Annotated in this window: 25 protein-coding genes; 15 read left to right on the forward strand and 10 right to left on the reverse strand. The window is 68.2% G+C overall.

The window, feature by feature from the left end; genetic code table 11:
* Nucleotides 1-110 precede the first annotated feature (110 nt).
* Both ON43_RS21470 and ON43_RS21475 read right to left on the reverse strand, forming a co-directional pair.
* Entirely contained in the window at nt 111-1652 is a 1542-nt protein-coding gene (locus ON43_RS21470; protein WP_040810157.1) for a metallophosphoesterase family protein, read from the reverse strand.
* On the reverse strand, nt 1649-3016 hold the full coding sequence (locus ON43_RS21475) for an MFS transporter (RefSeq protein ID WP_040810159.1): 1368 nt from the start codon (nt 3014-3016) through the stop codon (nt 1649-1651). The genes ON43_RS21470 and ON43_RS21475 overlap by 4 nt, the downstream gene beginning before the upstream one ends.
* Nucleotides 3017-3158: 142 nt before the next feature.
* Between ON43_RS21475 and ON43_RS21480 the strand changes: the two genes are divergently transcribed.
* Nucleotides 3159-4181 carry a LacI family DNA-binding transcriptional regulator gene (locus ON43_RS21480; RefSeq protein ID WP_063712590.1) on the forward strand — a complete coding sequence of 341 codons (1023 nt, stop codon included), beginning with the start codon at nt 3159-3161 and terminating at the stop codon, nt 4179-4181.
* A gap of 25 nt (nt 4182-4206) precedes the next feature.
* Here the strand turns inward: ON43_RS21480 and ON43_RS21485 are convergent, their stop codons facing one another.
* Complete coding sequence (locus tag ON43_RS21485) at nt 4207-4983, reverse strand: GntR family transcriptional regulator (RefSeq protein WP_040810161.1); 777 nt, start codon at nt 4981-4983, stop codon at nt 4207-4209.
* Nucleotides 4984-5158: 175 nt separating this feature from the next.
* Between ON43_RS21485 and ON43_RS21490 the strand changes: the two genes are divergently transcribed.
* The 8 genes from ON43_RS21490 (at nt 5159) to ON43_RS21525 (ending at nt 12558) form a co-directional block, all read left to right on the forward strand.
* On the forward strand, nt 5159-6553 hold the full coding sequence (locus ON43_RS21490) for an ABC1 kinase family protein (protein WP_040810162.1): 1395 nt from the start codon (nt 5159-5161) through the stop codon (nt 6551-6553).
* A gap of 57 nt (nt 6554-6610) precedes the next feature.
* A complete protein-coding gene (locus ON43_RS21495) occupies nt 6611-7177 on the forward strand; it encodes a DJ-1/PfpI family protein (protein WP_040810163.1) in 567 nt (188 codons plus the stop codon).
* A 78-nt stretch (nt 7178-7255) separates the two neighbouring features.
* Nucleotides 7256-8404 (forward strand): TDT family transporter, encoded by a 1149-nt coding sequence (locus tag ON43_RS21500; protein WP_040810165.1) that lies wholly within the window; start codon nt 7256-7258, stop codon nt 8402-8404.
* Between the two features lie 83 nt (nt 8405-8487).
* A complete protein-coding gene (locus tag ON43_RS21505) occupies nt 8488-9060 on the forward strand; it encodes an RNA polymerase sigma factor (protein ID WP_083913589.1) in 573 nt (190 codons plus the stop codon).
* A complete protein-coding gene (locus tag ON43_RS21510) occupies nt 9057-9746 on the forward strand; it encodes a Rieske (2Fe-2S) protein (protein WP_040810167.1) in 690 nt (229 codons plus the stop codon). Before ON43_RS21505 ends, ON43_RS21510 begins: the two co-directional genes overlap by 4 nt.
* A 21-nt stretch (nt 9747-9767) precedes the next feature.
* Complete coding sequence (locus ON43_RS21515; RefSeq protein WP_040810169.1) at nt 9768-10256, forward strand: cupredoxin domain-containing protein; 489 nt, start codon at nt 9768-9770, stop codon at nt 10254-10256.
* A complete protein-coding gene (locus ON43_RS21520; protein ID WP_040810171.1) occupies nt 10253-11179 on the forward strand; it encodes a metallophosphoesterase family protein in 927 nt (308 codons plus the stop codon). The genes ON43_RS21515 and ON43_RS21520 overlap by 4 nt, the downstream gene beginning before the upstream one ends.
* A gap of 161 nt (nt 11180-11340) precedes the next feature.
* Entirely contained in the window at nt 11341-12558 is a 1218-nt protein-coding gene (locus ON43_RS21525) for a L,D-transpeptidase (protein ID WP_040810173.1), read from the forward strand.
* A 46-nt stretch (nt 12559-12604) separates the two neighbouring features.
* Here the strand turns inward: ON43_RS21525 and ON43_RS21530 are convergent, their stop codons facing one another.
* Entirely contained in the window at nt 12605-13579 is a 975-nt protein-coding gene (locus ON43_RS21530; protein ID WP_040810175.1) for an oxygenase MpaB family protein, read from the reverse strand.
* Between the two features lie 111 nt (nt 13580-13690).
* On the opposite strand from ON43_RS21530, the gene ON43_RS42670 reads away from it, so the two are divergent.
* Both ON43_RS42670 and curA read left to right on the forward strand, forming a co-directional pair.
* Entirely contained in the window at nt 13691-14359 is a 669-nt protein-coding gene (locus tag ON43_RS42670) for a TetR/AcrR family transcriptional regulator (RefSeq protein ID WP_051178865.1), read from the forward strand.
* Nucleotides 14360-14403: 44 nt separating this feature from the next.
* Nucleotides 14404-15414 carry an NADPH-dependent curcumin/dihydrocurcumin reductase gene (curA, locus tag ON43_RS21540; RefSeq protein WP_040810241.1) on the forward strand — a complete coding sequence of 337 codons (1011 nt, stop codon included), beginning with the start codon at nt 14404-14406 and terminating at the stop codon, nt 15412-15414.
* A 3-nt stretch (nt 15415-15417) separates the two neighbouring features.
* On the opposite strand, the gene ON43_RS21545 is transcribed toward curA, so the two are convergent.
* Nucleotides 15418-16074, reverse strand: coding sequence for a hypothetical protein (locus ON43_RS21545; protein WP_157514132.1), 657 nt, complete (start codon nt 16072-16074; stop codon nt 15418-15420).
* A 40-nt stretch (nt 16075-16114) separates the two neighbouring features.
* Nucleotides 16115-16783 (reverse strand): hypothetical protein, encoded by a 669-nt coding sequence (locus tag ON43_RS21550; protein WP_040810179.1) that lies wholly within the window; start codon nt 16781-16783, stop codon nt 16115-16117.
* A 64-nt stretch (nt 16784-16847) separates the two neighbouring features.
* Here ON43_RS21550 and ON43_RS21555 point away from each other — a divergent pair, with 64 nt between their 5' ends.
* Nucleotides 16848-17246, forward strand: a complete 399-nt coding sequence (locus ON43_RS21555; protein ID WP_051178866.1) for a DoxX family protein — start codon at nt 16848-16850, stop codon at nt 17244-17246.
* On the opposite strand, the gene ON43_RS21560 is transcribed toward ON43_RS21555, so the two are convergent.
* Complete coding sequence (locus ON43_RS21560; RefSeq protein ID WP_040810184.1) at nt 17247-18143, reverse strand: LysR family transcriptional regulator; 897 nt, start codon at nt 18141-18143, stop codon at nt 17247-17249.
* Between the two features lie 80 nt (nt 18144-18223).
* Here ON43_RS21560 and ON43_RS21565 point away from each other — a divergent pair, with 80 nt between their 5' ends.
* Entirely contained in the window at nt 18224-18880 is a 657-nt protein-coding gene (locus tag ON43_RS21565; protein ID WP_040810186.1) for an SDR family oxidoreductase, read from the forward strand.
* A gap of 12 nt (nt 18881-18892) precedes the next feature.
* Here the strand turns inward: ON43_RS21565 and ON43_RS21570 are convergent, their stop codons facing one another.
* Nucleotides 18893-19459, reverse strand: a complete 567-nt coding sequence (locus ON43_RS21570) for a hypothetical protein (protein WP_157514133.1) — start codon at nt 19457-19459, stop codon at nt 18893-18895.
* A gap of 165 nt (nt 19460-19624) precedes the next feature.
* On the opposite strand from ON43_RS21570, the gene ON43_RS21575 reads away from it, so the two are divergent.
* On the forward strand, nt 19625-20548 hold the full coding sequence (locus ON43_RS21575) for a serine hydrolase (RefSeq protein ID WP_051178868.1): 924 nt from the start codon (nt 19625-19627) through the stop codon (nt 20546-20548).
* A gap of 150 nt (nt 20549-20698) precedes the next feature.
* Here the strand turns inward: ON43_RS21575 and ON43_RS21580 are convergent, their stop codons facing one another.
* On the reverse strand, nt 20699-21076 hold the full coding sequence (locus ON43_RS21580; protein WP_040810187.1) for a hypothetical protein: 378 nt from the start codon (nt 21074-21076) through the stop codon (nt 20699-20701).
* 334 nt (nt 21077-21410) lie between these two features.
* Here ON43_RS21580 and chrA point away from each other — a divergent pair, with 334 nt between their 5' ends.
* Complete coding sequence (gene chrA / locus ON43_RS21585) at nt 21411-22598, forward strand: chromate efflux transporter (RefSeq protein ID WP_051178869.1); 1188 nt, start codon at nt 21411-21413, stop codon at nt 22596-22598.
* A gap of 3 nt (nt 22599-22601) precedes the next feature.
* Here the strand turns inward: chrA and ON43_RS21590 are convergent, their stop codons facing one another.
* Complete coding sequence (locus ON43_RS21590) at nt 22602-23189, reverse strand: TetR/AcrR family transcriptional regulator (RefSeq protein ID WP_040810189.1); 588 nt, start codon at nt 23187-23189, stop codon at nt 22602-22604.
* Nucleotides 23190-23284 lie beyond the last annotated feature (95 nt).

A 23284-nucleotide genomic window follows, 5' to 3' on the forward strand; every position in this document is an offset into this window, starting at 1 on the left:
CGACCCGGAGCGCCCGGGTGATCCTGGCCTTCATGGCGATCGCTGTCATCACCGCGCTGGTCACGGCCGCCATGGTGGCCGCCGGCTGAATCAGGAGTCGAGCAGAGCGGTCAGCAGTCGAGCACGGCGCGCAGCGCCGCGGCGAGCGCGGGGCTGATCGGGACGAGCAGGTCCACATTGCGGTCGGCGGGCGTACCGGCCGAGTACGGGCCGCCCACCCGGGTCGGCTCGATGCGGGACAGTTCCCGGTGCCAGGCCGCGAGATCCCACAGGTCCAGTGCGGCGCCCGGGCGGGCCGAGGCGGCGTGATCGATCATGGTCGACCGGATGGCCAGCAGATCACCGGTCGAATCCGGCTGCGGCAGCGAGATTTCCAGGGATCGGGTCTGACACGGCCACTCGCACAGGCCCGAGGTGAGCAGATGCCAGAAGCCGCCGTCCGCGCGGGCGTGCGGGACAACGGAATTGCGATGCTCGTGACCGGCGATCCAGAGCACCACATTGCCGAAGCGGTGCACGAGCGCCTCGAGGTCGGCGGCGTGACAGCGCTGTTCGTCGTCGGCGCCCGCGGTGGTGTTGTTCATCATGCCGAGTCCGTGATGCGAGGCGAGCACCACGACCCGATCGGTATTGCCGGTCCGCACCGGCGCCCCGTCCTCGCCCGAATACGACGAGTGCACCTCGGCCAGCCGTTCGATCAGCCAATCCCGTTGCCGCGCACCGATACTGCCCGTGACGTGACCGGCCGGATGCGTGGAGTCCAGCACGATCACGCGCAGACCGGGGACCGCGTCGTAGCAGTAGTAGGTGGTGCCGTCCGCGAGATTCTGCTCGGTGAAGCCGTGGCCGGGCGGCTGGGTGGGGCTGTCCAGGTGGGCCCGGACGTACTCGGCCGGGCTGATCACGCGGCGATCCGCGCGCGGCGGAATCGGCCGGGACTCACCGTGCGACAGGACGGTCGGATCGGTGACATAGAGATCCATCGGGTCACCCGACGGTTCGAACCCGAGTGCGACCGGCTGCCGGTCCCCCGTCACCAGCGCCTGGAACTCCGGCGTGAGCGGTGCCCGCCCCTGGACCAGGCAATCGTGATTGCCGAAGCAGCCCAGCCACGGCACGCCCAGCCCCTCGGTGACGAACGGCTCGCCCGCCGCGGCCAGCAGCCCCGGCACATCCGGGAATCCGTGGTCGCGCTTGTACACATCGCGGGACTCGGGCTCCGGATTGTAGAACTCCCCTGAAATCGCCCGCGACGGTTGCGATTCCGGGTCGCCGACACCGAAGTTCGGATCCACCTCGGCCCCGCCGTCGAGCAGCGCCAGCAACGCGGTCAGCTCATTGGCCTGCGCGCTGTCGATGCTGTCGCCGGTCGTGAGCACGAAATCCGTTCCGCCGCCCGCGATCTCGCGCACCGCACGCACGCTCGCCTCGATGGCGTGCAGGAGCAACGGCTCCTGCGGCCGGTAGGCCGGGAACATGAACCCCCAGCCGGGCCGACCGGCAAATCGGTGCAGGAACGTGAGTCTGCCCGGCGAATACGGATCCGCGATCTGGAAATCGGTCATCTGCACGAATCGCGCCAGCCGAGGGCCGGGCCCGGCCGAGCGGCCGGGCGCGAGATCGGTGCGGAGCAGGTGCGGTTCGTCGGTCACGCGATCCGATCCTCCAGCGTCGCGGGCCGGCCGCGGCCGGTATGGGCCGCCGAGAGTTCTTCCAGTGTGCGCCCCTTGGTCTCGGGAGCGAGGGCCACGGCAATGCTCAGCCCGATCACGCTGGCGCCCAAGAAGATCCAGAGCACATGGTGCAGACCCCATTTCGAGATGAGGGTGGGCAGCCACAGGGTGCCGACGATGGCGCCGATCCGCGAAGCCGCCGTGGCCAGCCCGTTCGCCGTGGCCCGCACCGCCGTCGGGAAGACCTCGCTGGGATAGACCAGGTTCACGATGCCGGGCCCGGAGTTGGCGAACAGCACCGCCGCACCGAGCAGCACGACCAGTCCGGTCAGTCCGGGGCTCTGCCAGAGCGCGAGAATCGTCAAAGCCACGAACATGCCGGTGAATCCGGTGATCAGCAGCGGCCGTCGGCCCACCTTGTCGACCAGCAGCACACCCGTCACCGCGCCGACCACGCCGACCAGCGCGATGATCAGCGATCCGGCGTACTTCCCCGCCGTACTCGTGGTGACCTGCGCGAGAATCGTCGGCGTGTAGAGCGTGATGCCGTAGTAGGACATCGTGTACATGAACCAGAACCCGCAGCAGAAGAAGGTGAATCGCACCAGCGGCAGGGTCAGCAGCGCCCGCCACGGCGAACCCGCCTCGGGCGCGGGCACTTCCGCCACCACCCCGCTCGTATCACCCAGCTCGGTCAGCACCGCGCGGGCCTCCTCCTCGCGCCCCTGCGCCGCCAGCCAGCGCGGCGACTCCGGAATGCTGCGCCGCATCCACAGCACGATCAGCGCGAAGACCGCGCCCAGCACCAGCATCACCCGCCACATCGAAGTGCCCAGCGGCAACAGCAGCAGCGCGAACACGTACGTGGTCGCCGCGCCGACGAACCAGGTCGCGCCCAGCCGTGTCATGAGGGTGCCGCGGCGGCGGGCCGGTGCGTACTCGGCCAGCAGCGAGGTCGAGATGGTGTAGTCCGCGCCGAGCGCGAGCCCGAGCAGGAATCGGGCGACCAAGAGCTGCACGGCATTCTGGGTGACGGCGGCCAGCAGCGCCAGCACCACGAATCCGATCAGGTTGACGAGGTACATCTTCTTGCGGCCCAGGCGGTCGGTGAGCCGCCCGAAGACCAACGCGCCCACGAACATTCCGATCACGGCCGCGGCGGACACCGCACCGGTCATGAAGCTGGACATGTGCCACTGCTTGGTGACGGTCGGCAGGGCCACGGCGATCACGGTGATGTCGTAGCCGTCGAGGAACATTCCGGCGGCCGACAGCACCGTCACCTTGCGGTGGAAGGCGGCCAATTCGGCGGAGTCGAGAACTGAGAAGGCATCGCGGGGCACGATGCTCCTTCCGGGTCGGAGCTTGATTACTCAATCGTTTTAGCAGAGGTAGCAGGTCCGCCGAAGGGTATCGCGCCAGAGTCCACCGAATGTTCAGACCAGCATCATCGGCGTTCAGTTCGTGTTCGCTAGGGTGTCGTTCGTGCCAGCTGCGCGGGAACCGATCACTCAACGCGATGTCGCTGCCTCGCTCGGCGTCTCGATCTCCGCGGTCAGCCTGGCGCTGTCGGGGCGGCCCGGCGTCGGCGAGGAGCTGCGGCAGCGGATTCTCGAGCGCGCCGCCGAACTCGGCTACCGCCCCAACGCCTCCGCGGTCGCCCTGCGCACCAGCCGGACCCGCGTACTGGGCCTGCTCATCCGCAACCTGCGCAATCCGCACTTCCTGGATGTGATCGACGGCTTCGACGAGACCTGCGCCCGCGCCGGATACGAGGTCATGGTCGGCTCCTCCCGCTACGACCCGACCCGGGAGACACAGCTGCTCGACGCCTTCCAGCACCGGGCCATCGACGGGCTGGCCATCGCGCCGATCGGAACGAACCATCAAGTCCGGGAACGGTTCTCGGCGACCAACCGCCCGATCGTGCTGCTCGACACGGCCGCGCCCGACCGGTCGGCCATGAGCGTCCGCTCCGATCAGGAGACCTCGGTCGAGCTGGCCGTGCGGCATCTGACCGCACTCGGCCACCGGCGCATCGCCATGGTCGTGGCGCCCACCGACAAGTCACCGGATCCCGAACGCCTGCAGCACTTCCGGCGGCTCGGCACCGAACTCGGCTTCACCCCCGACACCGTCACCACCGAACTCTCCGCCGACGCCGCCCGCACCGCTGTCCGCGCGGCCCTCGAGCGCGACCCCGCCGCGCGCCCGACCGCCTTCATCACCAACAGCGACTACATCGCCCACACCGTCTACCTCGCGGCCGCCGACCTCGATCTCGCCATCCCGCAAGACATCTCGGTCATCGGCCACGACGACCTGCCCACCTCCGCGACCCTGGCTCCGGCCCTGACGACCATCGCGGTGGACCGCCGCAGCATCGGCGAGCACGCGGCCACCCTGCTGATCGACTCGCTCGCGGGAAAATCCGCGGCGGAGCCGAATGTCGTCCTGCCGGTGGAGCTTCGAGTCCGCGCCAGCACCGCCCGGCCGTCTCGAACCTAGATTGTCTCAGACATGCCCGCCGCACTCATGCGGTAGCGCTGTGCGGCCGCTCCCCGGAATCGCCGTCCAGGCCCAGTAATTCGTCGAATCGGGCCAGCACCTTCTCGTGGTACATGGCGAACAGATCCTCGAACAGCGCCAGCTGCGCCTCGGACGGACCGCCCTCGGACTCCCACACCGCCAGCAGCGCCCGCCACACCAGCACGTGCAGATCGGCCGAGACCGAGAAGTACGCCTCCACCGCCTCGGGCACCTCGAAGAGCATCTCCCCCACCGAGTTCAGCACCGCGCGCTGCATGGTGTGGCCGAGATCGGTGAGCACCGCGCGCACCAGCCCGACCTCCAGCTCGAGCATGCGGGCGTGATCGGGTTCGGCACTGCGGGCCTGGGTTTCGAGCTCGTCGACCGCGGCCGTCAGCACCGCCGGGTCGATGCCGCGCTCGGCGGCGGTGTAATCGAGCAGGGCCTCGAGCACGATGGCCCGCTCGGCCGCCACGATATTGCCGAACATCTCCGCGGCCACCTCGGGCGCGTGCATGGACAGCCGGAACAGCCGCCGGTACACCTCCACCCCGCCGGCGCGGCGCACATCGCGCACGGTGAATCCGCGACCGCGGTGCGCGTCCACGAAGCCGTAGGACTCGAGCCGACCCAGAACCAGTTGCGCCGTCGCCCGATTCATCGCGAATTCCTCGGCGACCTGACGGACCGAAGGCATCAGGTCGCCGGGCACGTACTCCCCGATCGCGACACGGCGAGCGAGCTCGTCCGCCACATCGGCTACGACCGTCTGGGCACCCATCCTGTCACCTTTCGACAACTTTCGGATACGTCCCAGACAGTTTAGACTTTCGTGTGCCAAACTGCACGTGCATACGCGTTGCTCTGGCGGGTAGTGCCGCGCACACGACGAGGTGAGCCAATTGTCGATTCGGCGAATCGGTGCAGGATCCGGGGGCGACGGGGGCAGGCCACCGGTGCGTGCCGCCGTCCGCAATGCCCGAATCGCCAGTCTCCCGGTCGCATTCGCCGGACGCCAGGCCGCCGGGGTGGGCAAGCGGGCGCTGGGCCGTTCGGCCGACGAGGTCAACCGGGATATCCAGATGCGCACCGCCCAGCACATTTTCGAGGTGCTCGGCGAATTGAAAGGCTGCGCCACCAAACTCGGACAGTTGCTCTCCGTCTACGAGCTCGCCCTGCCCACCGAACTCGCCTCGCCCTACCGGACCGCCCTGGCCCAGCTGCAGGATTCGGTCCCGACCATGCTGCCCGGCACCGTGCACGAGGCCATGGCCGCGGGCATGGGCGAGAACTGGCGCTGGTATTTCACCGAATTCGACGACCGGCGCGCGGCGGCCGCCTCCATCGGTCAGGTGCATCGCGCGGTGTGGCGGGATGGCCGGCAGGTCGCGGTCAAGGTCATGTATCCCGGCGCACACGAGGCCGTGCTCGCCGATCTGGAGCAGCTGCGCCGAATCTCGGTGCTGGCCACCGTGTTCGCGCCCGGCGCGGACGTGCCCGCGGTGACCGAGGCCGTCTGCACCTGCGTCGCCGAGGAACTCGACTACGCCGCCGAGGCCGAACACCAGCGTGCCTTCGCGCAGGCCTACGCCGATGATCCGGATTTCGTGGTGCCGCAGGTGATCACCCAGCGCGGTGACGTGATCGTCACCGAATGGCTCACCGGCACACCGGTTTCCCGCATCATCGAATCCGGCGCGCCCGAGGAGCGCAGCCGAGTCGGCATGCTCATCATCCGATTCCTGCTCTCCACCTGGTCGCGCACCGGCCTGCTGTACTGCGATCCGCACCCGGGGAACTTCCGGATCCTGCCCGACGGGCGGCTGGGCGTGGTGGATTTCGGGGCCTGCACGCCCTGGCCGCCCCCCGGCTTCGAACAGCTCGTCGGCGAGGTCATGGACGCGGCCGTCAATGGCGGTATCCCCGAACTCGACGCCGCCATCCGCCGCCACGGCTTCGTCCGTCCCGGCCGCAGCTATGACGTGGCCGCCCTGGCCGAGGGTCTCGATGCCGTGGGCGAACCGCTCACCGTACCCACCTTCCGTCTCACCACCGCCTGGCTGCGCGGCCACGTCCGCTCGGTGTTGGCCCCACGCCTGTCCAATGTGCACCGCCAACTGGACATGCCCGCCTACTTCACCCCCTTCGCCCGCTGCTTCCTGACCGCGCTGGGCGTGGTCTGCCAGCTGGAGACCGAGGGCCCGATCCGCGCCGAATTCGCCCGCTGGTCCACGGAATTGGCGGCGGTCTTCGAACGCTACGACACCCGGCACGCCCAACCGCCCGACCTGGCGGTGGTCCGCCACCTGCGCGCGCTGCCCACCAACCGCCGCGCCTCCATCGTGGGCTGACCCGAATCGCCCTTGGCGTACAGCCCGTCCCGATACGCTCTCATCGGGAGGTGCACCATGCCAAAAGTGCTCTTGATCACCGGTGATGCCGCCGAGGACCTCGAGGTCATGTACCCCTACCAGCGTCTGCTGGAGGAGGGTTACGAGGTCGATATCGCGGCGCCGACTCGGAAGAAACTGCAATTCGTCGTCCACGACTTCGCCGACGGCTTCGACACCTACACCGAGAAGCCGGGCCGAACCTGGCCCGCGGACCTGGCTTTCACCGAAGTCGACCCCACCAAATACGCGGCCCTGGTCCTCCCCGGCGGCCGAGCCCCCGAATTCCTCCGCAACAACCCCGACTGCCAACGCCTGGTCCGCCACTTCGCCGAGACCGACAAACCCATAGCCGCGCTCTGCCACGGCCCGCTCATCCTCGCCGCCGCCGGTGTCCTCCACGACCGCACCTCGAGCAGTTATCCGGCCCTGCAGCCGGATATCCGCGCCGCGGGCGCCCAGTGGATCGACAGTCCCGACCACATAGACGGCAACTTGGTCACCGGCCGCGCCTGGCCCGACCATCCGCAATGGATGCGCGCATTCTTGGAGGTCCTGCGCAAATACGCGCCGCCACCGCAATAACCGGTCATAGAACCGATCTATGCATGCATCGGATTGTGGGTTCTACCGGGGAAAGGTAGGCCGCGCGAAGGTTGATGCATGACCACATTGACCTTCCGTAGAACTGCCGAGGTAACCGCTCCCGCCAAGGGACGTACCGGGACGGTGGCGCGTACGGAGGGTCAGTGGCAGCCGCTGCGCCATCTGGCTCCCAACTGGTTCGCCGTCGTCATGGGCACCGGCATCATCGCCAATGCCGCATCGACCCTGCCGTTGCAGTTCCCCGGGCTGCGGGCCGCCGCCACCGTGGTGTGGGCACTGGCCGCACTGATCCTCGTGGTGCTGGCGGGCGCTTGGATTCTGCACTGGCGACGCTACCCCGACGAGGCTCGCGGCCACGGCCTGCACCCCATCATGATGCAGTTCTACGGCGCACTGCCCATGGCGCTGCTGACCATCGGCGCGGGCACCCTGATGCTCGGCAAGGACGTCATCGGACTCACCGCCGCGGTCACCATCGACTGGGTGTTGTGGTCGGCCGGAACCGTTTTCGGCCTGATGACCGCCGCCAGCATCCCCTATCGGATGATCACCCGGCACAACTTCGATCCCGATTCCGCCTTCGGCGGCTGGCTGATGCCCGTCGTGCCCCCGATGGTGTCGGCCGCACTCGGCGCGCTGCTGGTTCCCTACGCCCCCGAGGGGCAGGCCCGGCTGACCATGTTCGTGGCCTGCCTGGCCATGTTCGGCCTGAGCCTGATCGCCTCGCTGGTCACCATCACCCTGATCTGGTCGCGCCTGCTGCACCACGGCCTGCCTCCCGCCGGCATGGTCGCCACCGTGTGGCTGGTGCTCGGTCCCCTCGGCCAGTCGGTGACCGCCGCGGGCAGCCTGGCCAATGTCGCCTCGGGCGTCGTGGATGACCGCACCGCCGCCGGGCTGGATGTGTTCGCCGTCCTCTACGGCGTTCCCACTTGGGGATTCGCCATGCTGTGGCTGGCGCTGGCCATCTCGGTCACCGTCCACGCCCGCAAGTCGATGCCCTTCAACCTGACCTGGTGGGGTTTCACCTTCCCCCTCGGCTGCTGTGTCACCGGCAGCACCGCCCTGTTCCAGCACACCGGCGCCGACCTGTTCTCCGTCATCGCCGTGGGTCTCTACGCCCTGCTGGTCGCCGCCTGGGCCGTGGTCGCCGCCAAGACCGTGCACGGCGTGGTCCGCGGGAACCTGCTGCGGCCGGCCAAATAATCCGAAACCGGCACGCTGTAACTCCTTTCGCTATCTACTGACAGACGTGAACACGCGTCGGTGGATGGCGAAAGCGGCGGTTCATGGTGCAAGGAGCGGAATCCGAGCGCCGGACGCGGCCTGGCGCGGGTACTGGCTCGGGTCGGGAGTTGCGGCTGGTGGCCGGTGACAGCTACGCGAGCTGGGAAGCGGTCTACCGCGACAACGCCACCTGGGTGTACGCGTTGATGTTCGGCAAGGTCGGCAACAAGCCCGATGCCGAGGATCTCACCGCCGAGGTGTTCATGGCCGCGCTGAAACCGCTGCGCATCACCGCCAGCGGACCCGAGGTCCGGGCCTACCTGCGCGCCACCGCGCGCACCGTGCTGGCCGCGCACTGGAAGGCGCGCATGGGCCGCGAGATCACCACGATCGAGGGCGATATCCCCGACGATCCGCCCGCGGAACTCCCCGATTCCGGCGCGGAGGGCCGAGCCAAGGCAGTGCTGGCCGAACTCCCGGACCGATACCGCAGCATCCTGGAATTGCGTTTCCTGCAAGGCCTTTCGGTCAAGGAGGCCGCGCAGAGCCTGGGCGTGACGGTGGCGAATGCGAAGGTGTTGCAGCATCGGGCGCTGCAGATGGCGTCCCGGCTGAACGAGCGAGGTGTGCGGTGAGCGGGCGGGAAGTGCGGCGTTTCGTCGATGAACTACTGGCCGGGAAGCGGTCCACGGGCTTCGAACCCGATGACGCCGAGGCCGAGGAGATGCGCACGGCCATCGAACTGCGCGCGGCCCGGCTGGGCAGCGACGCGCCCAGCGAGGAATTCCTGAGCAGCCTCCAACGCCGCCTGGCCGCGGAGATGGACGAAGACCCGACGGAAACCCGTCCCGCACCGAGCTATCGCCGCCGCAACCTGCTGATCGGCACCTCCGCCGCCGCGGCCGCGGCAACCGTCGGCGCGGTGGTCGACCGCACCCTCATCGGCCACGGCGAACCCGGCTCCCCGCCCGCCGCCCAGCAGGCTCCGCTGTCCCCCAACACCGGAGCCTGGCGGCCGATCGCCCGCTCCTCGGATCTCCCCGAGGGCGCGACGGTCGCCTTCGACGTCGGCACGATCAACGGATTCGTCCGGCGCGACAAGGGAATTCCCCTGGCCGTCTCCGGCGTGTGCACCCATCAGGGCTGCAAACTCTGGCTAGACGCACCCGCCGAACGCCTGCGCTGCCCCTGCCACTCCACCTCCTTCTCCATCGAGGGCGAGGTGGTGACCCATCAGCTGCCGATCGCGCCCGCTCCCCTGCCGACCATCCAGGTGCGCGAAAACAACGGCACCATAGAGGTTTTCGCGCCGACCGTGTAACCCGCGCCTCTATCTAGAGGCATGAGACCAACCCGCAACCCGCGCCGCACGGCCGTCGCGGTCAGCCTCGCCGCCGCAGCCCTGCTGACGGCGAGCGCGTGCAGTTCCGGTGGTGGCGGCAAAGCCCCCGACTCCGCCCCCGGAATCACCTACGCTTCCGGCACCGCTACGCCCGGCATGGTGCCGGACGGCAGCGGGCCGACCGGTATGCCCGGCATGTCCATGCCGGGTTCGTCCGCCCCCGCGGCGGCGCCGGCCGGCCCGAATGCCGTCACCATCGACAATTTCGCCTTCGGTCCGAGCTCTCTCAGCGTGAAGGTCGGCACCACGGTGACCTGGACCAATCACGACGAGGAGCCGCACACGGTGGTCGCCAACGACGGCAGCTTCCGCTCCCCGACGCTCGGCAACAACGCGACCTACACCTTCACCTTCACCAAGGCGGGCACGTTCGCCTATGTCTGCTCGATCCATCCCTTCATGCACGCGACCGTGGTGGTGACGCCATGAGCGACGAGCACGATCCCCAGCAGATGACCCGCCGCCAGCTCATGCGACACAGCGCCTGGTTCGGCGCGGCGGTCGGCCTGGCCGTGGTCGGCGGCGAGGTGGTGTCGCACATTGCGGGCACCGCTTCGGCCGCCGAACGCCCGACGCTGCGCTTCGCGCAGGTGAGCGACAGTCACATCGGTTTCACCGGCACCGCGAACACCAGCGTGACCGACACCTTCACCGAGGCCATCGCCCAGGTGAATGCGCTGGACTATCAACCCGATTTCATCATCCACACCGGCGATCTCACGCATCTGGCCACGCAGGAGCAGTTCGATCAGGTGAAGCAGATGATGCAGGGCTTCAAGACCCCGCACGTGTTCACCGTTCCGGGAGAACACGATTCGAGCGATGACGGCGGCTCGCGATACCGGTCGGTCTTCGGTAACGGCACCCGGGGCGACGGCTGGTACAGCTTCGACATCGCGGGCGTCCACGTGATGGGACTGGTCAATACGCTCAATCTGAAGGACCTCGGACATCTCGGACAGGATCAGCTCGACTGGGTCCAGAAGGATGTGGCCGGATTGTCCAGTGACACACCGATCATCGTCTTCAGTCACATCCCCCTGTTCGCCATGTACCCCCAATGGGGCTGGGGCACAGACGATGCCACCCAAGCGCTCAGTTACCTCAAGCGCTTCTCCTCGGTGACCTGCCTCAACGGCCATGTGCACCAACTGTTCACGAAGACCGAGGGCAATGTCACCTTCTACAGCGGCACCACCACCGCCTATCCCCTGCCCAAACCCGGTGACGGTCCGGCTCCCAAACCGGTCACCCTGCCCGCGGGCAAGCTGCACGAGGCCCTTGGTATTCGCGAGGTCACATACCAGAAGGGGCAACAGCAACTCGCTATCAAAGAACAAACGCTGAAATGACCACGCCCGATCGGCATGTCGCGCGCGGCGTCTCACATCGTTGTCATTTCGACAGCATGACCTGGCGATGGATGCTCGAGGACGGAAGGTAATCTACTAGGCTGAGCAGTAACAAGATGCTGTGCAGCAGTGCGGCGCACGGCGATTACAGGAGGGAAGCCATGCCACCCCGCCGTTTTCGGACGAACGCCGCAGCGAGCGCATTGCTCGCGCTGGTCCTGGTATTGGCGGCGTGCTCGTCCAATCTTCCGGACGGGAAGGTCGGTCCGCGCACGCCGGTCGCGCAGTCCATCACCCTGGTGCCCGCGCAGGGCAGCGACAAGGTGGACCCGTCGGCGCCGGTGAAGGTGAGCACCTCCAGCGGTGTGCTGACCGATGTCAGCCTCACCAATGACGCGGGCAAGGTCATCGAGGGCACCTTCACCCCGGACAAGACCGCGTGGAAGCCCAACGAGCAGCTGGGTTACGGGCGCACCTACACCCTGAAGGCCGCGGGCGAGGACGTGACCGGACTCACCGGCCCCATCACCTCCACGTTCACCACCATCACGCCGAAGAACCAGACCAAGGTGTATCTGAACACCACGGGTGGTCAGGCCATTGTCGACGGCAACAGCTACGGCGTGGGCATGGTCATCGTCGCGCACTTCGACGAGGACATTCCGGACCGCGCGGCCGCCCAGAAGCGCCTGGTCGTCACCGCCGACCCGCCGGTCGAGGGCGCCTGGTACTGGCTCGACAACCGCAATGCGCACTGGCGGCCCAAGGAGTACTGGAAGTCCGGCACCAAGGTGAGCGTGGCGGCCAACCTCTACGGCATCGAGGTCGGCAACGGCCTGTTCGGCCAGGAGGACGCCAAGGCCAACTTCGTCATCGGCCCCTCGCACGTGTCGATCGCCGATGACAACACCCACCAGGTGCAGGTCTTCGAGAACGGTCAGCTGGTCCGCACCATGCCGACCTCCATGGGCCGCGGCGGCAGCGAGACGATCGCCGGCAAGACCTTCACCTTCTGGACCATGCCCGGCACCTACACGGTGATGGACAAGGCCAATCCGGTGATCATGGACTCCTCCACCTACGGCCTGCCGGTCAATTCGCGGCTCGGCTACAAGGAGACCATCGGCTGGGCCACCCGCATCAGCACCGACGGCATCTACCTGCACCAGCTCGATTCCACGGTGTGGGCGCAGGGCAATACCGACACCTCGCACGGCTGCCTCAACCTCAATCTGGACAACGCGCAGTGGTTCTTCAACTTCGCGCAGCCCGGCGACATCGTGGAGGTCCGCAATACCGGCGGCGCACCGCTCGAGGTGTGGCAGAACGGCGACTGGACCCTGAGCTGGGATCAGTGGCTGGCCGGTAGCGCGCACTGATCATCTCCGGCCGGTGCCGCCGTCGCCGGGCCGGAGAAGTGATCGGCTAGGCCACGGCGGCCTGGAGGCGGCGGGCGTGTTCGGACAGCGCCACCGCGTCCGGGCCGCTGATTCGTCTTTCCACGGCCTCGGCGAATCGGTGGATGGTGAAGGCGCGCATGGCCGGACGGGTCAGGCGCAGCGACAGGTTCAGCGCCGGATCGAGCGCGGCGGGCAGGCCGAGATTGCGGCGGGCCGGGCGCGGGAGGGTGGCGATCAGCTGCGGGGTTATCAAGGCGGACAGCAGGAGTGGGGCCAGCTCGGGGAGCTGGGAGAGCGCGAAACCTCGCAACAGAGCCAGCGCCGGGGCTACCGCCAGATCCGCGCCGAAGGATTCGATCACCCCGTAGCGGTGCGCGATCCCGGCATAGTAGTCGGCCACACCCTGGCACGAAGTGGGAATCTCCTCCGGGTTCGCGCCCATCAGCACACCGAATTGCTTGGCCTCCAACCAGAATCGATCCCGGTCGGCCGGATCGAGCCGCGCCGGGCGACGCAGGCCCTCGTAGGCGAAGTTCTCGTAGACCAGCAACGCCGCCTGCATGATCGTGACGTGGGCGAAAAGCACCAGCTCCTCCCCCTGCGCGGCATACGGCTCACCGGTGCCCGGGATCGTGCCGGTCATCGACCGGTGATAGCGCCGCAGATGCGCCGCGGTCCGGTCGGCGGAAGCCTTGTCGCCCAGGATGATCGGAACCGGCACGCCGACCGTGCGCTGCGCCCGCCGAACAGCCATGATCGGACTCATGCTCCGCTGCGTCCGCCCGGCGACCGCCAGCGGATCATGATCGAGAATGACCGCCTGCATGCCGATGTGCGGCACCTCCAGCAGCGCGGTCACCGGGGCCAGGAATGGCGTGACCGCCGGATGTAGCAATACTCGCCAAACTTGCGAGCCCGGGCCGAAATACCCGTGATCCTCGCGATCCGCCGGAGTGGGGGCCGGACCGCGTCGCCAGATCCGGACATTCTGTGATGCCATGGCCGATCACCTCGTCGTGTTCCATATCGGCTGTCGCACAAGCGTATTGACCAGTCGGACGACTTGACAAGTCGCGCGACTGGTTTGTTGCAGGACCGGTATCGTGGGCGGGTGTCGGTAACGACGGGAAACACCAGGCGAAATCAGGCCGAGCAACGCCGCAGCCGCGCCGAGCAACGCGAGGACACCCGGCTGGCCATTCTCGACGCCACCATCGCCAGCTTGATCGAGAACGGCCATGCCGCCACGACTACGCGCGGCGTCGCCGAACGAGCAGGTGTGAGCCAGGGCGCGGTCCAGCACTACTACCCCACCCGCGCCGAACTCCTGGACGCCGCCATCGGCCGGGTCGCCGACATCACGGCACAGGCGGTCGTCGAAACCTATTCCACGGTAACGGGTTCCGACCGCGAGCGAGTCGGCGTCCTGGTCGACGAACTCTGGACCCTGGCCCAGGTGGCCCCCGTCAGCGTCGGCTTCGAATTTCTGGCCGCGGCCCGCACCGACCCCGAAATGTCCTCCACCGTTACCCATCTCGTGGAGCACATCGAGTCCACCGTCTTCTCCGTGGCCCGTCAGGTTCTCGGCGACCTGGCCGACCAGCCCGGCGCGCGGGACTGGATGCGCCTCACATTGATCACCGTCGCGGGCGTCCTGCTCACCGCCAGCGTCCCCGCCGCCTCGAGCCTGGTCCCCGACTGGCGCACCGTCCGCCATCACATCATGACCAGTTTCGACTCCTGGCGAGCGGAACCGTACCTTCCTGAGGACCGTCCGTAATATCCAGAATGGAGGGATTCGCCCACCGAAAGGTCGTACCGACGATGAAGTCCACCCGGATAGTCCTGGCCTCGCGCCCGATCGGCATGCCGGAGCAGGAGAATTTCCGCACCGAGACCGTCGAACTGGAGCTGCCGCCGGGGTCGGCGCTGCTGCAGACGCTGTACCTCTCGCTGGATCCCTACATGCGGGGCCGAATGAGCGACCTGCCGTCCTACGCGCCCCCGGTCGAGGTCGGCGGCGTCATGTGCGGCGGCACCGTCTCCCGGGTGCTCGAATCCACCGATCCCGCACTGCAACCCGGCGATATCGTGCTCGGCTACGGCGGTTGGCAGACGCATTCGGTCGAACCCGTCGCCAGCCTGCGCAAGCTGGATCCGGCCGCCGCGCCGCTGACCACCGCGCTGGGTGTGCTGGGCATGCCGGGTCTGACCGCCTACACCGGCCTGCTCACCATCGGTCAGCCCAAGCCGGGCGAGACCGTGGTGGTCGCCGCCGCCACCGGACCGGTCGGCGCGACCGTCGGCCAGATCGCGAAGATCAAGGGCGCGCGGGCCGTCGGCATCGCGGGCGGACCGGAGAAGGTGGCGCTGCTGCGCGATCGTTTCGGCTTCGACGCCGCCGTCGACCACCGCGCCCCCGATTTCGCCGAGCAGCTCGCCGCCGCGACCCCGGACGGCATCGACGTCTACTTCGAGAATGTCGGCGGCCCGGTCTTCGACGCGGTGCTGGGACGGCTGAACCAATTCGCCCGAATCCCGGTGTGCGGCTTGATCGCCAACTACAACGCCACCGAGCTGCCGCCCGGCCCGGACCGGGTGCCGCTGCTCATGTCGAACATCCTGCGCAAGAGCCTGACCGTGCGCGGGTACATCATGACCGAGTTCCTGGATCAGGCCGGGGCGTTCTACGCCGAGGCGGGGCCGTGGATCGCGGAGGGCAAGCTGGCGTATCTGGAGGACATCGTGGACGGGCTGGAAAACGCCGTCGAAGCTTTCCAGGGTCTGCTCACCGGCAAGAACCTGGGCAAGCTGGTCATCAAGGTGTCCGACTGACCTCTACCGCATGGCTGCCACATAGGGCCGCAGGCCGAGCGTGATGTCCACGCACGCGCCGAGCAGGATGTCCCGCTCGACCCGGTCGAGCGGGTGCCGCAGCCAGAGCCGGGTGCCGAGGATCGGGACGGGCAGCGGCTGCCCGGCCTGATCCCACCAGAAGGATTCGTTGTAGAGGTCGTCGACGATGCGCCGCACGGTCCACCCGCCGATCCTGCGGACCACGTCCAGGCGGCCTGCTTCCTCACCCATCCGGTCGAGCACCACCAGCCGGTACAGCTCCGGAGTCTTGGCCTCCTCGGCGTCGGGCACGAAGTGGAAAAGCGTTCCCGCCGTGGACCCTACGGCCGTGGAGGTGTCGGCCCGCTGGATGGTGCCGATGGCCGTCCCGTCCCCGCGGCTGAGCACGGTGGGCTCCGACGAGCGCGACTCCACCCACACCACCGACCCGTCGGCGTAGGTGATCCGATGCTTGCCGGTGCCGCCGTTCTTGAACCCGAACAGGATGGCGGCCTTCGCCCCGAGACCGTTGCCCGCGCCCTGCACCCCGACGGCCAAGGGATCACCGGGCCCCGCACTGAAGGTGATCTTCAGTGCATTGCTCACCTTGTGCACGACCCGGCCCTCGATCATCGTCGAGCCGTTCTCCGGCGCTGGCATCGTTCGATGGTAGGCCCGGAGCGCCTGCCCCAGAGGGGATTCAGCTCGGGAAACCGACCTTCGCCAGCGCCGTGGTCCAATCGGTGGCGATGGCCACCTGCGCGTCGACGAGCGCGACCTTGCCATCGCAGATCAGCGTGTGCAGCTTGGACTCGACGCCGTCCTTGGGATTGTTCGTCCCGGCCCCGTTCTTGTGGCCCGGCGACGGCGGTTCGACCCACAGATTGCGCGGATCATTGGGATCGCCGCCCAGTTCCAGCGAGATGAGGTGGTCGTACTCGGCGTCGCGGGGGTCGCCGGTGTAGTCGTAGGACTTGATATTGGCGGCCTTCTCCGGACCGGTGATCGAGGTATTGGGCCGAATCGAGGCCGTATAACCCGACTTACAGATGGTGTCGGCCAGATTCTCCGCTGTCACTTTGGGATTGGTCGCGCCCGGCGTGCAGTTCGCGTCGGGCAGCGGCTGGCCGTCGGAGCTCTTGCGATAATGGCAGCTGCCGGGCGCGGGCTGGGCCTGCACGGTGTAGGTGCCCGACGGTCCCGGACCGACCGGTACGCTGCCGCCGTTCTCCTTGGGCGCGGGCTGCGGAACCCCCTGTGCGGGAGCATTGGCCGGATGATTGGCGGGATGCTTCGCCGCCTCCTTCGAACAGCCGGAGATCAAACCAACGACCAGCAGGGCCGCCGCAAGCCCCTTGTGCGCCTTCATAATTTCCCCTGCTAGACCCGGATGGCAGCCAAGACAATACATACCGACCGGTTATGCTGCACGGATGACCGCAGATCCGTCTCGTACCACCGGAGTCCGCACCCGCGCTTTGGCTCTCGCGGGGCTGCTCCTCGGCGTCGGCACCCTGCATTTCGTCACTCCCAAACCGTTCGATGCCTTGATACCACCGCAGCTCCCCGGCAAACCCCGTACCTACACCCAGGTTTCGGGCGCGGCCGAGCTGACCGCCGGCACGCTGCTGCTGCTCCCCCGCACCCGCGGGCTGGGCGCGCGCCTGGCCGCGCTCATCTTCATCACCGTCTTCCCCGGCAATGTGCAGATGGCCTACGACTGGTGGAACAGCGACAAACCCGCGGCTCTGAAAGCCGGTGCCCTGCTGCGCCTCCCGTTCCAGATTCCGCTGATCACCAGCGCGCGCAAGGTGTACCGCGCCGGGCGGTGATCACTCCAGCGCGGCGGTGACGGCGGCGGGCACCGGTACGCCCCGCCGCACCACCTCCGCGACGAAACGGCGCACGAGCACGTCGCCCGGAGTCCCGATGAGGCACACCAGCTCCCGCTCGACCCCGGGCCGCAGGCGGCGTACGAGCATCGATCCGCTCAGCGCCGTGGTCGGCACCAGCGCCACGCCCACACCCGCGCCGGCTAATCGGGCGGCCGTCACGGCCTGCCGGGTGCGCACGGCCGCGGTGAGCACCACGCCCTGACGCGCCGCCTGGGCATCCAGCCAACCGCCCAGCCCGTTGTCCGGGTGATAGTGCACCAGCGGCTCATCCGCCAACTGCTCGAAGCCGATTCGCTTGCGCCCGGCGAGCGGATGCCCGGATGGCAGTACCGCCACCACTTCCTCGACGCCGATAACCTCCGCGCTCCCGGTCCACCGCGTCGGCCGCGGCCCGATGGCCACGTCGGCCTCCCCCGATTCCACCAGCCGAGCCAGCTCATCGGCGCTGGTGGCCTCGGTAAGCCCCAGCCCCACCAAGGGATTCCGCCGCAGCCACGTCTTCAGCACCGGTGCGAGCAGTCCCGCCGTCATGCTCTCCGCGCACGCGATCCGCAGATGCCCGCCCGCACCGCTCGCGGTCGCCCGCCCGGTACTCACCACCCGCTGCGCCGCCGACAGCGCGGCCCGCGCATCCGCCGCCACCGCGCGTCCCACCACGGTCGCCCGCACCCCGCGCGGCAGCCGTTCCAGCACCGGCGCCCCGATCTCCTTCTCCAGCGCGGCCAGCTGATGCGACAGGGCGGGCTGCGACATGTGCAGCGCCGCCGCGGCTTCGGTGATCGATCCGGCGTCGAGCACGGCGACCAGGCATTCGAGGGCGCGCAGGGTAGGCATTCGTTGATTCTATGGCAAGCATCGAAAGCATTCAGATCGCGACGGGATGATCAGGTCGCCGCCCGGCGCTGACTCCTGGCATGACGACATTGCAGAACAAGAAAATGGTGATCATCGGCGGCGGCTCCGGAATCGCCCGGCAACTCGCAGCCGACGCGGAAGCCGCTGGCGCACAGGTGATCTCGGTCGGCCGCCCCGAACTCGATCTGGCCGAAGAATCCACGATCGAGGCCCTGGCCGCCCGCGTCGGCGAGCTCGACTACCTCGTCACCCTCGCCGCCGACCCCGCCAACGGCCCGGTCACCGCGCTCGACCGCGACGCCGTGCACCGCGCCTTCGATGCCAAGGTGATCGGCCCCCTCCTGCTGGCCAAGCATTTCGCCGACCGCTTCCGCCCGGGCGGCGCGATGCTGCTGTTCTCCGGCGTAGTGGCCTGGCGTCCGGCTTCCGGCCGCACGGTCATGGCCGCCGCCAACGCGGCCGCCTCGACCTTGGCCGCCGCGCTCGCGGTGGAACTGGGACCGGTGCGGGTCAACGCCATCGCCCCCGGCATCGTGGATTCGGGCGCGTGGGACGGCCCGGGCAAGGACGATCTGTTCGCCGCGGTCGCCGCGAAGAACCCGGCCCGCCGCGTCGGCACGCCCGCCGACATCTCCGCGGCCGCCCTACTCGCCCTGACCAATCCGTTCCTGACCGGAACCACCCTGCACGTCGACGGTGGCGGCCGCTGGGCGTGAGAACCGGTGCGCTCAGGCCAGGATGAAGCTGAGCTGCTCGGCGAATCCGCCGCCCTGGCGCATCCAGGAATAGCCGAACCAGACTCCGGGCACGACCTCGCGGATCTCGTCGTAGAGCTGCGGGGTCGGCGACGGGGCGTAGTCGAGGATCCAGGTCGGTCCGCCGTCCACCACCGAGGGACCGGCGTAGACGTTCGCGGGCCAGGCCTCGAACCCCGCTCCGGTGATCCGGTTGAGGAGATAGCCGCCCGCGGGACCGGTGTAGAAGTCCTTGCCGATCCAGACCAGTGGCGTCCAGGACTGCATCTCGCGCGGCAAGGCGACCCAGCCGTCCTTCGCGCCGATCGGGACATCGCCGCGCGGGGCGTCCCGGTAGATAGCCCGCAGCTGTTCGGGCCCACATCTGAACCGCAGAGAGTCCACAGTTGCTGATGTGTTGTCGGAGAACAGAACACAGCCGTTGCCATAGTCGGCACCGGCATGGGCGAGCACCGGGACGACCATGACCAGCACCCCGAAACCGAGGGGCGCGAGGCTCTTTACTAGGGCTTTTCGGAGAAGCTGACCGCTGGTACCCATTGTTGTCTCCACCGGGATGAATCCCGACCCACCAGCGATCTTAGTTCGCGGCAAAATAGCTGGTCAGAACTGACGCCCAACCGAGACCAGATCGATCCGCAGTTAACAGGAAATTGACAGCTTCCCGCTGGAAATGTCTCGAGGTTCGTGTCGATGTATTGAGTCATGACCCCGATTCAGGCCCGCACACCGCACGCTCGGTGGACTTGGATCGCGGCCGGCAGTTTCGTCGCCGTGATCTCCCTGGCAGCACTTGGCGCGCCCCGCGCCCTGGCCACCTCTCGCGACCAGATAGGTCTCGACCAGCTTCCGGAGACGCCGCCGCCCGGCACGACACTGGTTGTCCCGCGCCCCATCTCGGTGACCGCGATCGCCCAGCAGATGCAGGCCGCCATCCAGGCCGCCTCGCCCGGCACCACGGTCGGCATCGACGTGGTGGACACCACCACCGGCGCGCCCGTGGCCAGCCTCAATGCCGACCAGCAGTTCTACACGGCCTCGGTGGTGAAGCTGCTCATCGCGCTCGACACGCTCGAGGACCAGAACTGGCAACCGGATTCGGACACCGCCGACCGGGTCAGCGAGATGCTGTCGGCCAGCAATGACTACATCGCCGACTGGCTGTGGGACACCGGCGGCAACAACGCGATCATCGACCGCATGGTGAGCGCCATCGGACTGAACGCGACCACCGCGCCCGAGGACATCGCGCAGTGGGGCGAAACCCTCACCACACCACGGGATGTCGTGTCGATCTTCCGCTACATCAGCACGGGTATCCCGGCCTCGGCGCGGGACCTGATTCTCGGTGCGCTGCACAATGCCTCGGAGACGGCCTCCGACGGCACCAACCAGTACTTCGGCATTCCGGACGCGCTGACGGGCGCGACCTGGGCGGTGAAACAGGGCTGGATGGAACTGAATTCCTCGACCACCCTCGCCACCACCGGGCTGGTCAGCCCCTCACCCGACCAGCCCTACCGCTACGCCGTGGTGGTGTTGTCCACGCAGCCTGCGGGGACCGACTGGTCGGTGGCGGGCGCGGCGCTCACGGCCGGAGTTCAGCTACTACACGCGGTGCTGAAGTAGCCGTCGCGGAGAACGTCAGGAGATGTGCATCGCCAGACCGACGCCGAGCGCGGCCAGCGGCACCGCCGCGACGGCCGCCAGCGGCACCCAGATCGGCGAGGTGAGCAGACCCAGCAGGATCAACATCGAATTTCCTTCCGGGCCGGTGGGTTACTGTCCGGCCTTCAGCTGCTGTACGTAGATGATCGGCAGGTACTGGCTCACGCAGTCGGCCACGACATCCTGGCCGGGGTGGAACTGCGCGTAGGCGGGCGGCGTCGAAAAGCCGCCGTTCCCCTGCTGATCCGCGGGCGGAGCCCAGCGCGGGGAGGGGTTCGGGTAGCTCACCACCGGCGGCGCGCCGACCTGGAACGGCTCCTGGGCGCTGTAGAGCGTGCACTTCCACCATTCCCCGGGCGGTGACTCGATCTTCACGACGCCACCCGGCTGCGGGGTGAGGATCGGCTGGGCCGATGCGGTGGCGGCGGTACCCGCGAGAATCGCACCGGCGGCGCCGACGGTTCCGAGAACCTTGATGGTCCGCGACATTTACGCCGAGCCCCACGCGTGCAGCAGGTAGGTCCACTGGGCCAGGATCGAGGTGATGGTGTCGGTCAGGTTGATGGCCGCCGAACCGAGATTGATAACCGGATGGTTGTTGTCCACGAGGTTCTCCTTCGATGCGATATGTCGGGATTCCGGGAAGCGCCGTTCGTGGGGCGCCGACCTTCACGTTATTGCAGTGCTAGTGCAATAGCCAAGGGATTGCTCGATTTTTGTGACGCATCGCACGGGCGCAACCATCGGACATCCGGTGGCGACGGGATAGGGTCGGCCGTCGGTTTCAGCGAACCGAGTGTTCGCAAGCAGGAAGGAAGCCCGCGTGGTCGACCCGGCGCCGCCGCCCGCAACCCCACCGGTCCCCCTCCGCACCATCGCCCGCGAGTGGACCCGCATCGGCTGCCTCGGCTTCGGCGGCCCACCCGCCCACATAGCCCTCCTCCGCGAGCTCTGCGTCACTCGCCGCGAGTGGATAGCCGCCCCCGATTTCGAAGACGCCATAGCCGCCACCAACCTCCTCCCCGGCCCGGCCTCCACCCAGCTGGCCATCTTCACCGCCTGGCGCCTGCGCGGCCGCCCCGGAGCGTTGATCGGCGGATTCTGCTTCATCACACCGGGATTGATCCTCATCCTGGCGTTGGCCGCGATCTTCCTCGCCTCCGACAACCCGGCCTGGGTCCGCGGCGCAGCCGCCGGAGCAGGGGCAGCGGTAGCAGCCGTCGCCGTCCACGCCGCCACCACCCTGATCCCGGCAAGCTGGCAACGCGCAGGCGAAACCCGCACCGCACGAGCCCGCTGGATCGCCTATGCCGCAGCCGGTCTCGCCTCCGCCGCACTGATCGGCCCGTGGCTGGTCCTGGTCCTGCTCGCGGCGGGCCTGGCGGAGATTGTCATCCGCGCCAGACCTGCGCACAGCGAACCGAAGCGCGGCAGGTCGGCCGCATGGCCCCTGGCGTCGGCAGCCGGGATCGCCGGTGGCGGATTGGGGGCTCTGGCCTGGGTGGCGCTCAAGGTCGGGGCGCTGTCGTATGGCGGTGGGTTCGTGATCATTCCGCTGATGCAGGCGGATGCGGTGGATCGGTACGGATGGATGACCGGCGAGCAGTTCCTCAATGCCGTTGCGCTGGGCCAGATCACGCCGGGGCCGGTCGTGCAGACGGTAGCGGTTGTGGGCTACGCCGCGGCGGGCGTTCCGGGCGGACTACTCGCGGCAGCGGTCGCTTTCGCACCGTCGTTCGTGTTCGTGCTGGCCGGTGGCCGCTATTTCGACCGGTTGCGCGGCGATGCGCGGGTGCAGGCGTTTTTCACCGGCGCCGGTCCGGCCGTCATCGGGGCGATTGCCGGATCCGCGATTCCACTGGCCCTTGTCCTGCAACACGTCTGGCAGTTCGCGGTGCTCGGCGCGGCGGCCGTGTGGCTGCTCGCCGCCCGGCGCGGGGTGGTCAGCACGTTGCTGGGCGCGGGCCTGCTCGGCGTCGGTGCCGCACTCGCGGGATGGCCTGTCGGCTGAGCCTCAGATCGTGATACCGAGCGCGCCCGCTACGGCTCGGGTCAGGTGGTCGGTCACCTCGCCCGTGGTCCAGTTGCGGTGTTCGGTCAGGTCGTAGACCACGCGTTCGTCGAAGATGGTGATCCAGAGCAGCACGGCGTAGGTGACGTCGTATTCGGTGGTTTTGCCCTGGAGGGCAAGGGAGTTCAGGACTTCGGCGAGCATGTCGTGCAGGGCGGTGATGGATTCGTCGCCGGCGGCCAGGCGCTCGATGAAGCCGCGCGAGCTGCGGACGTAGCGGACGGCGGGGCCCCATTGGGCGGCCTGGTCGACCCAGGTGCGGCAGCAGCGGTGGAAGCGATCGACAGGGTCGGGGCCGGCGTCCACCGCGGCCAGGGCTTCGACCAATTGCTCTATGGCGCGGCGGTGGAAGGCCTGCAGTGCGTCCTGCGGGGTGGGGAAATGCCGGTACGCGGTGGCGACTCCCACGCCCGCCTCGGCGGCGAGTTCGGGGATGGAGAAGCCGATCCGGCCGGTCCGCAAGAGGCTCTGGACCGCGTCGACCAGCAGCACTCGGCTGCGCTGGGCATCACTGCGGGTGTTCACGGGCACGCCTCCATCCTGCGCGAACGGGGGCCGTGATCGCCGCGCGGCACTCGAGTAGAGAAGTTCTTCTCAGTTAAGTATTCTCTAACAGAGAAGATCTC

The organism is Nocardia concava NBRC 100430 (assembly GCF_000308815.1).
In the GTDB taxonomy this organism is placed as follows: Bacteria; Actinomycetota; Actinomycetes; order Mycobacteriales; family Mycobacteriaceae; genus Nocardia; species Nocardia concava.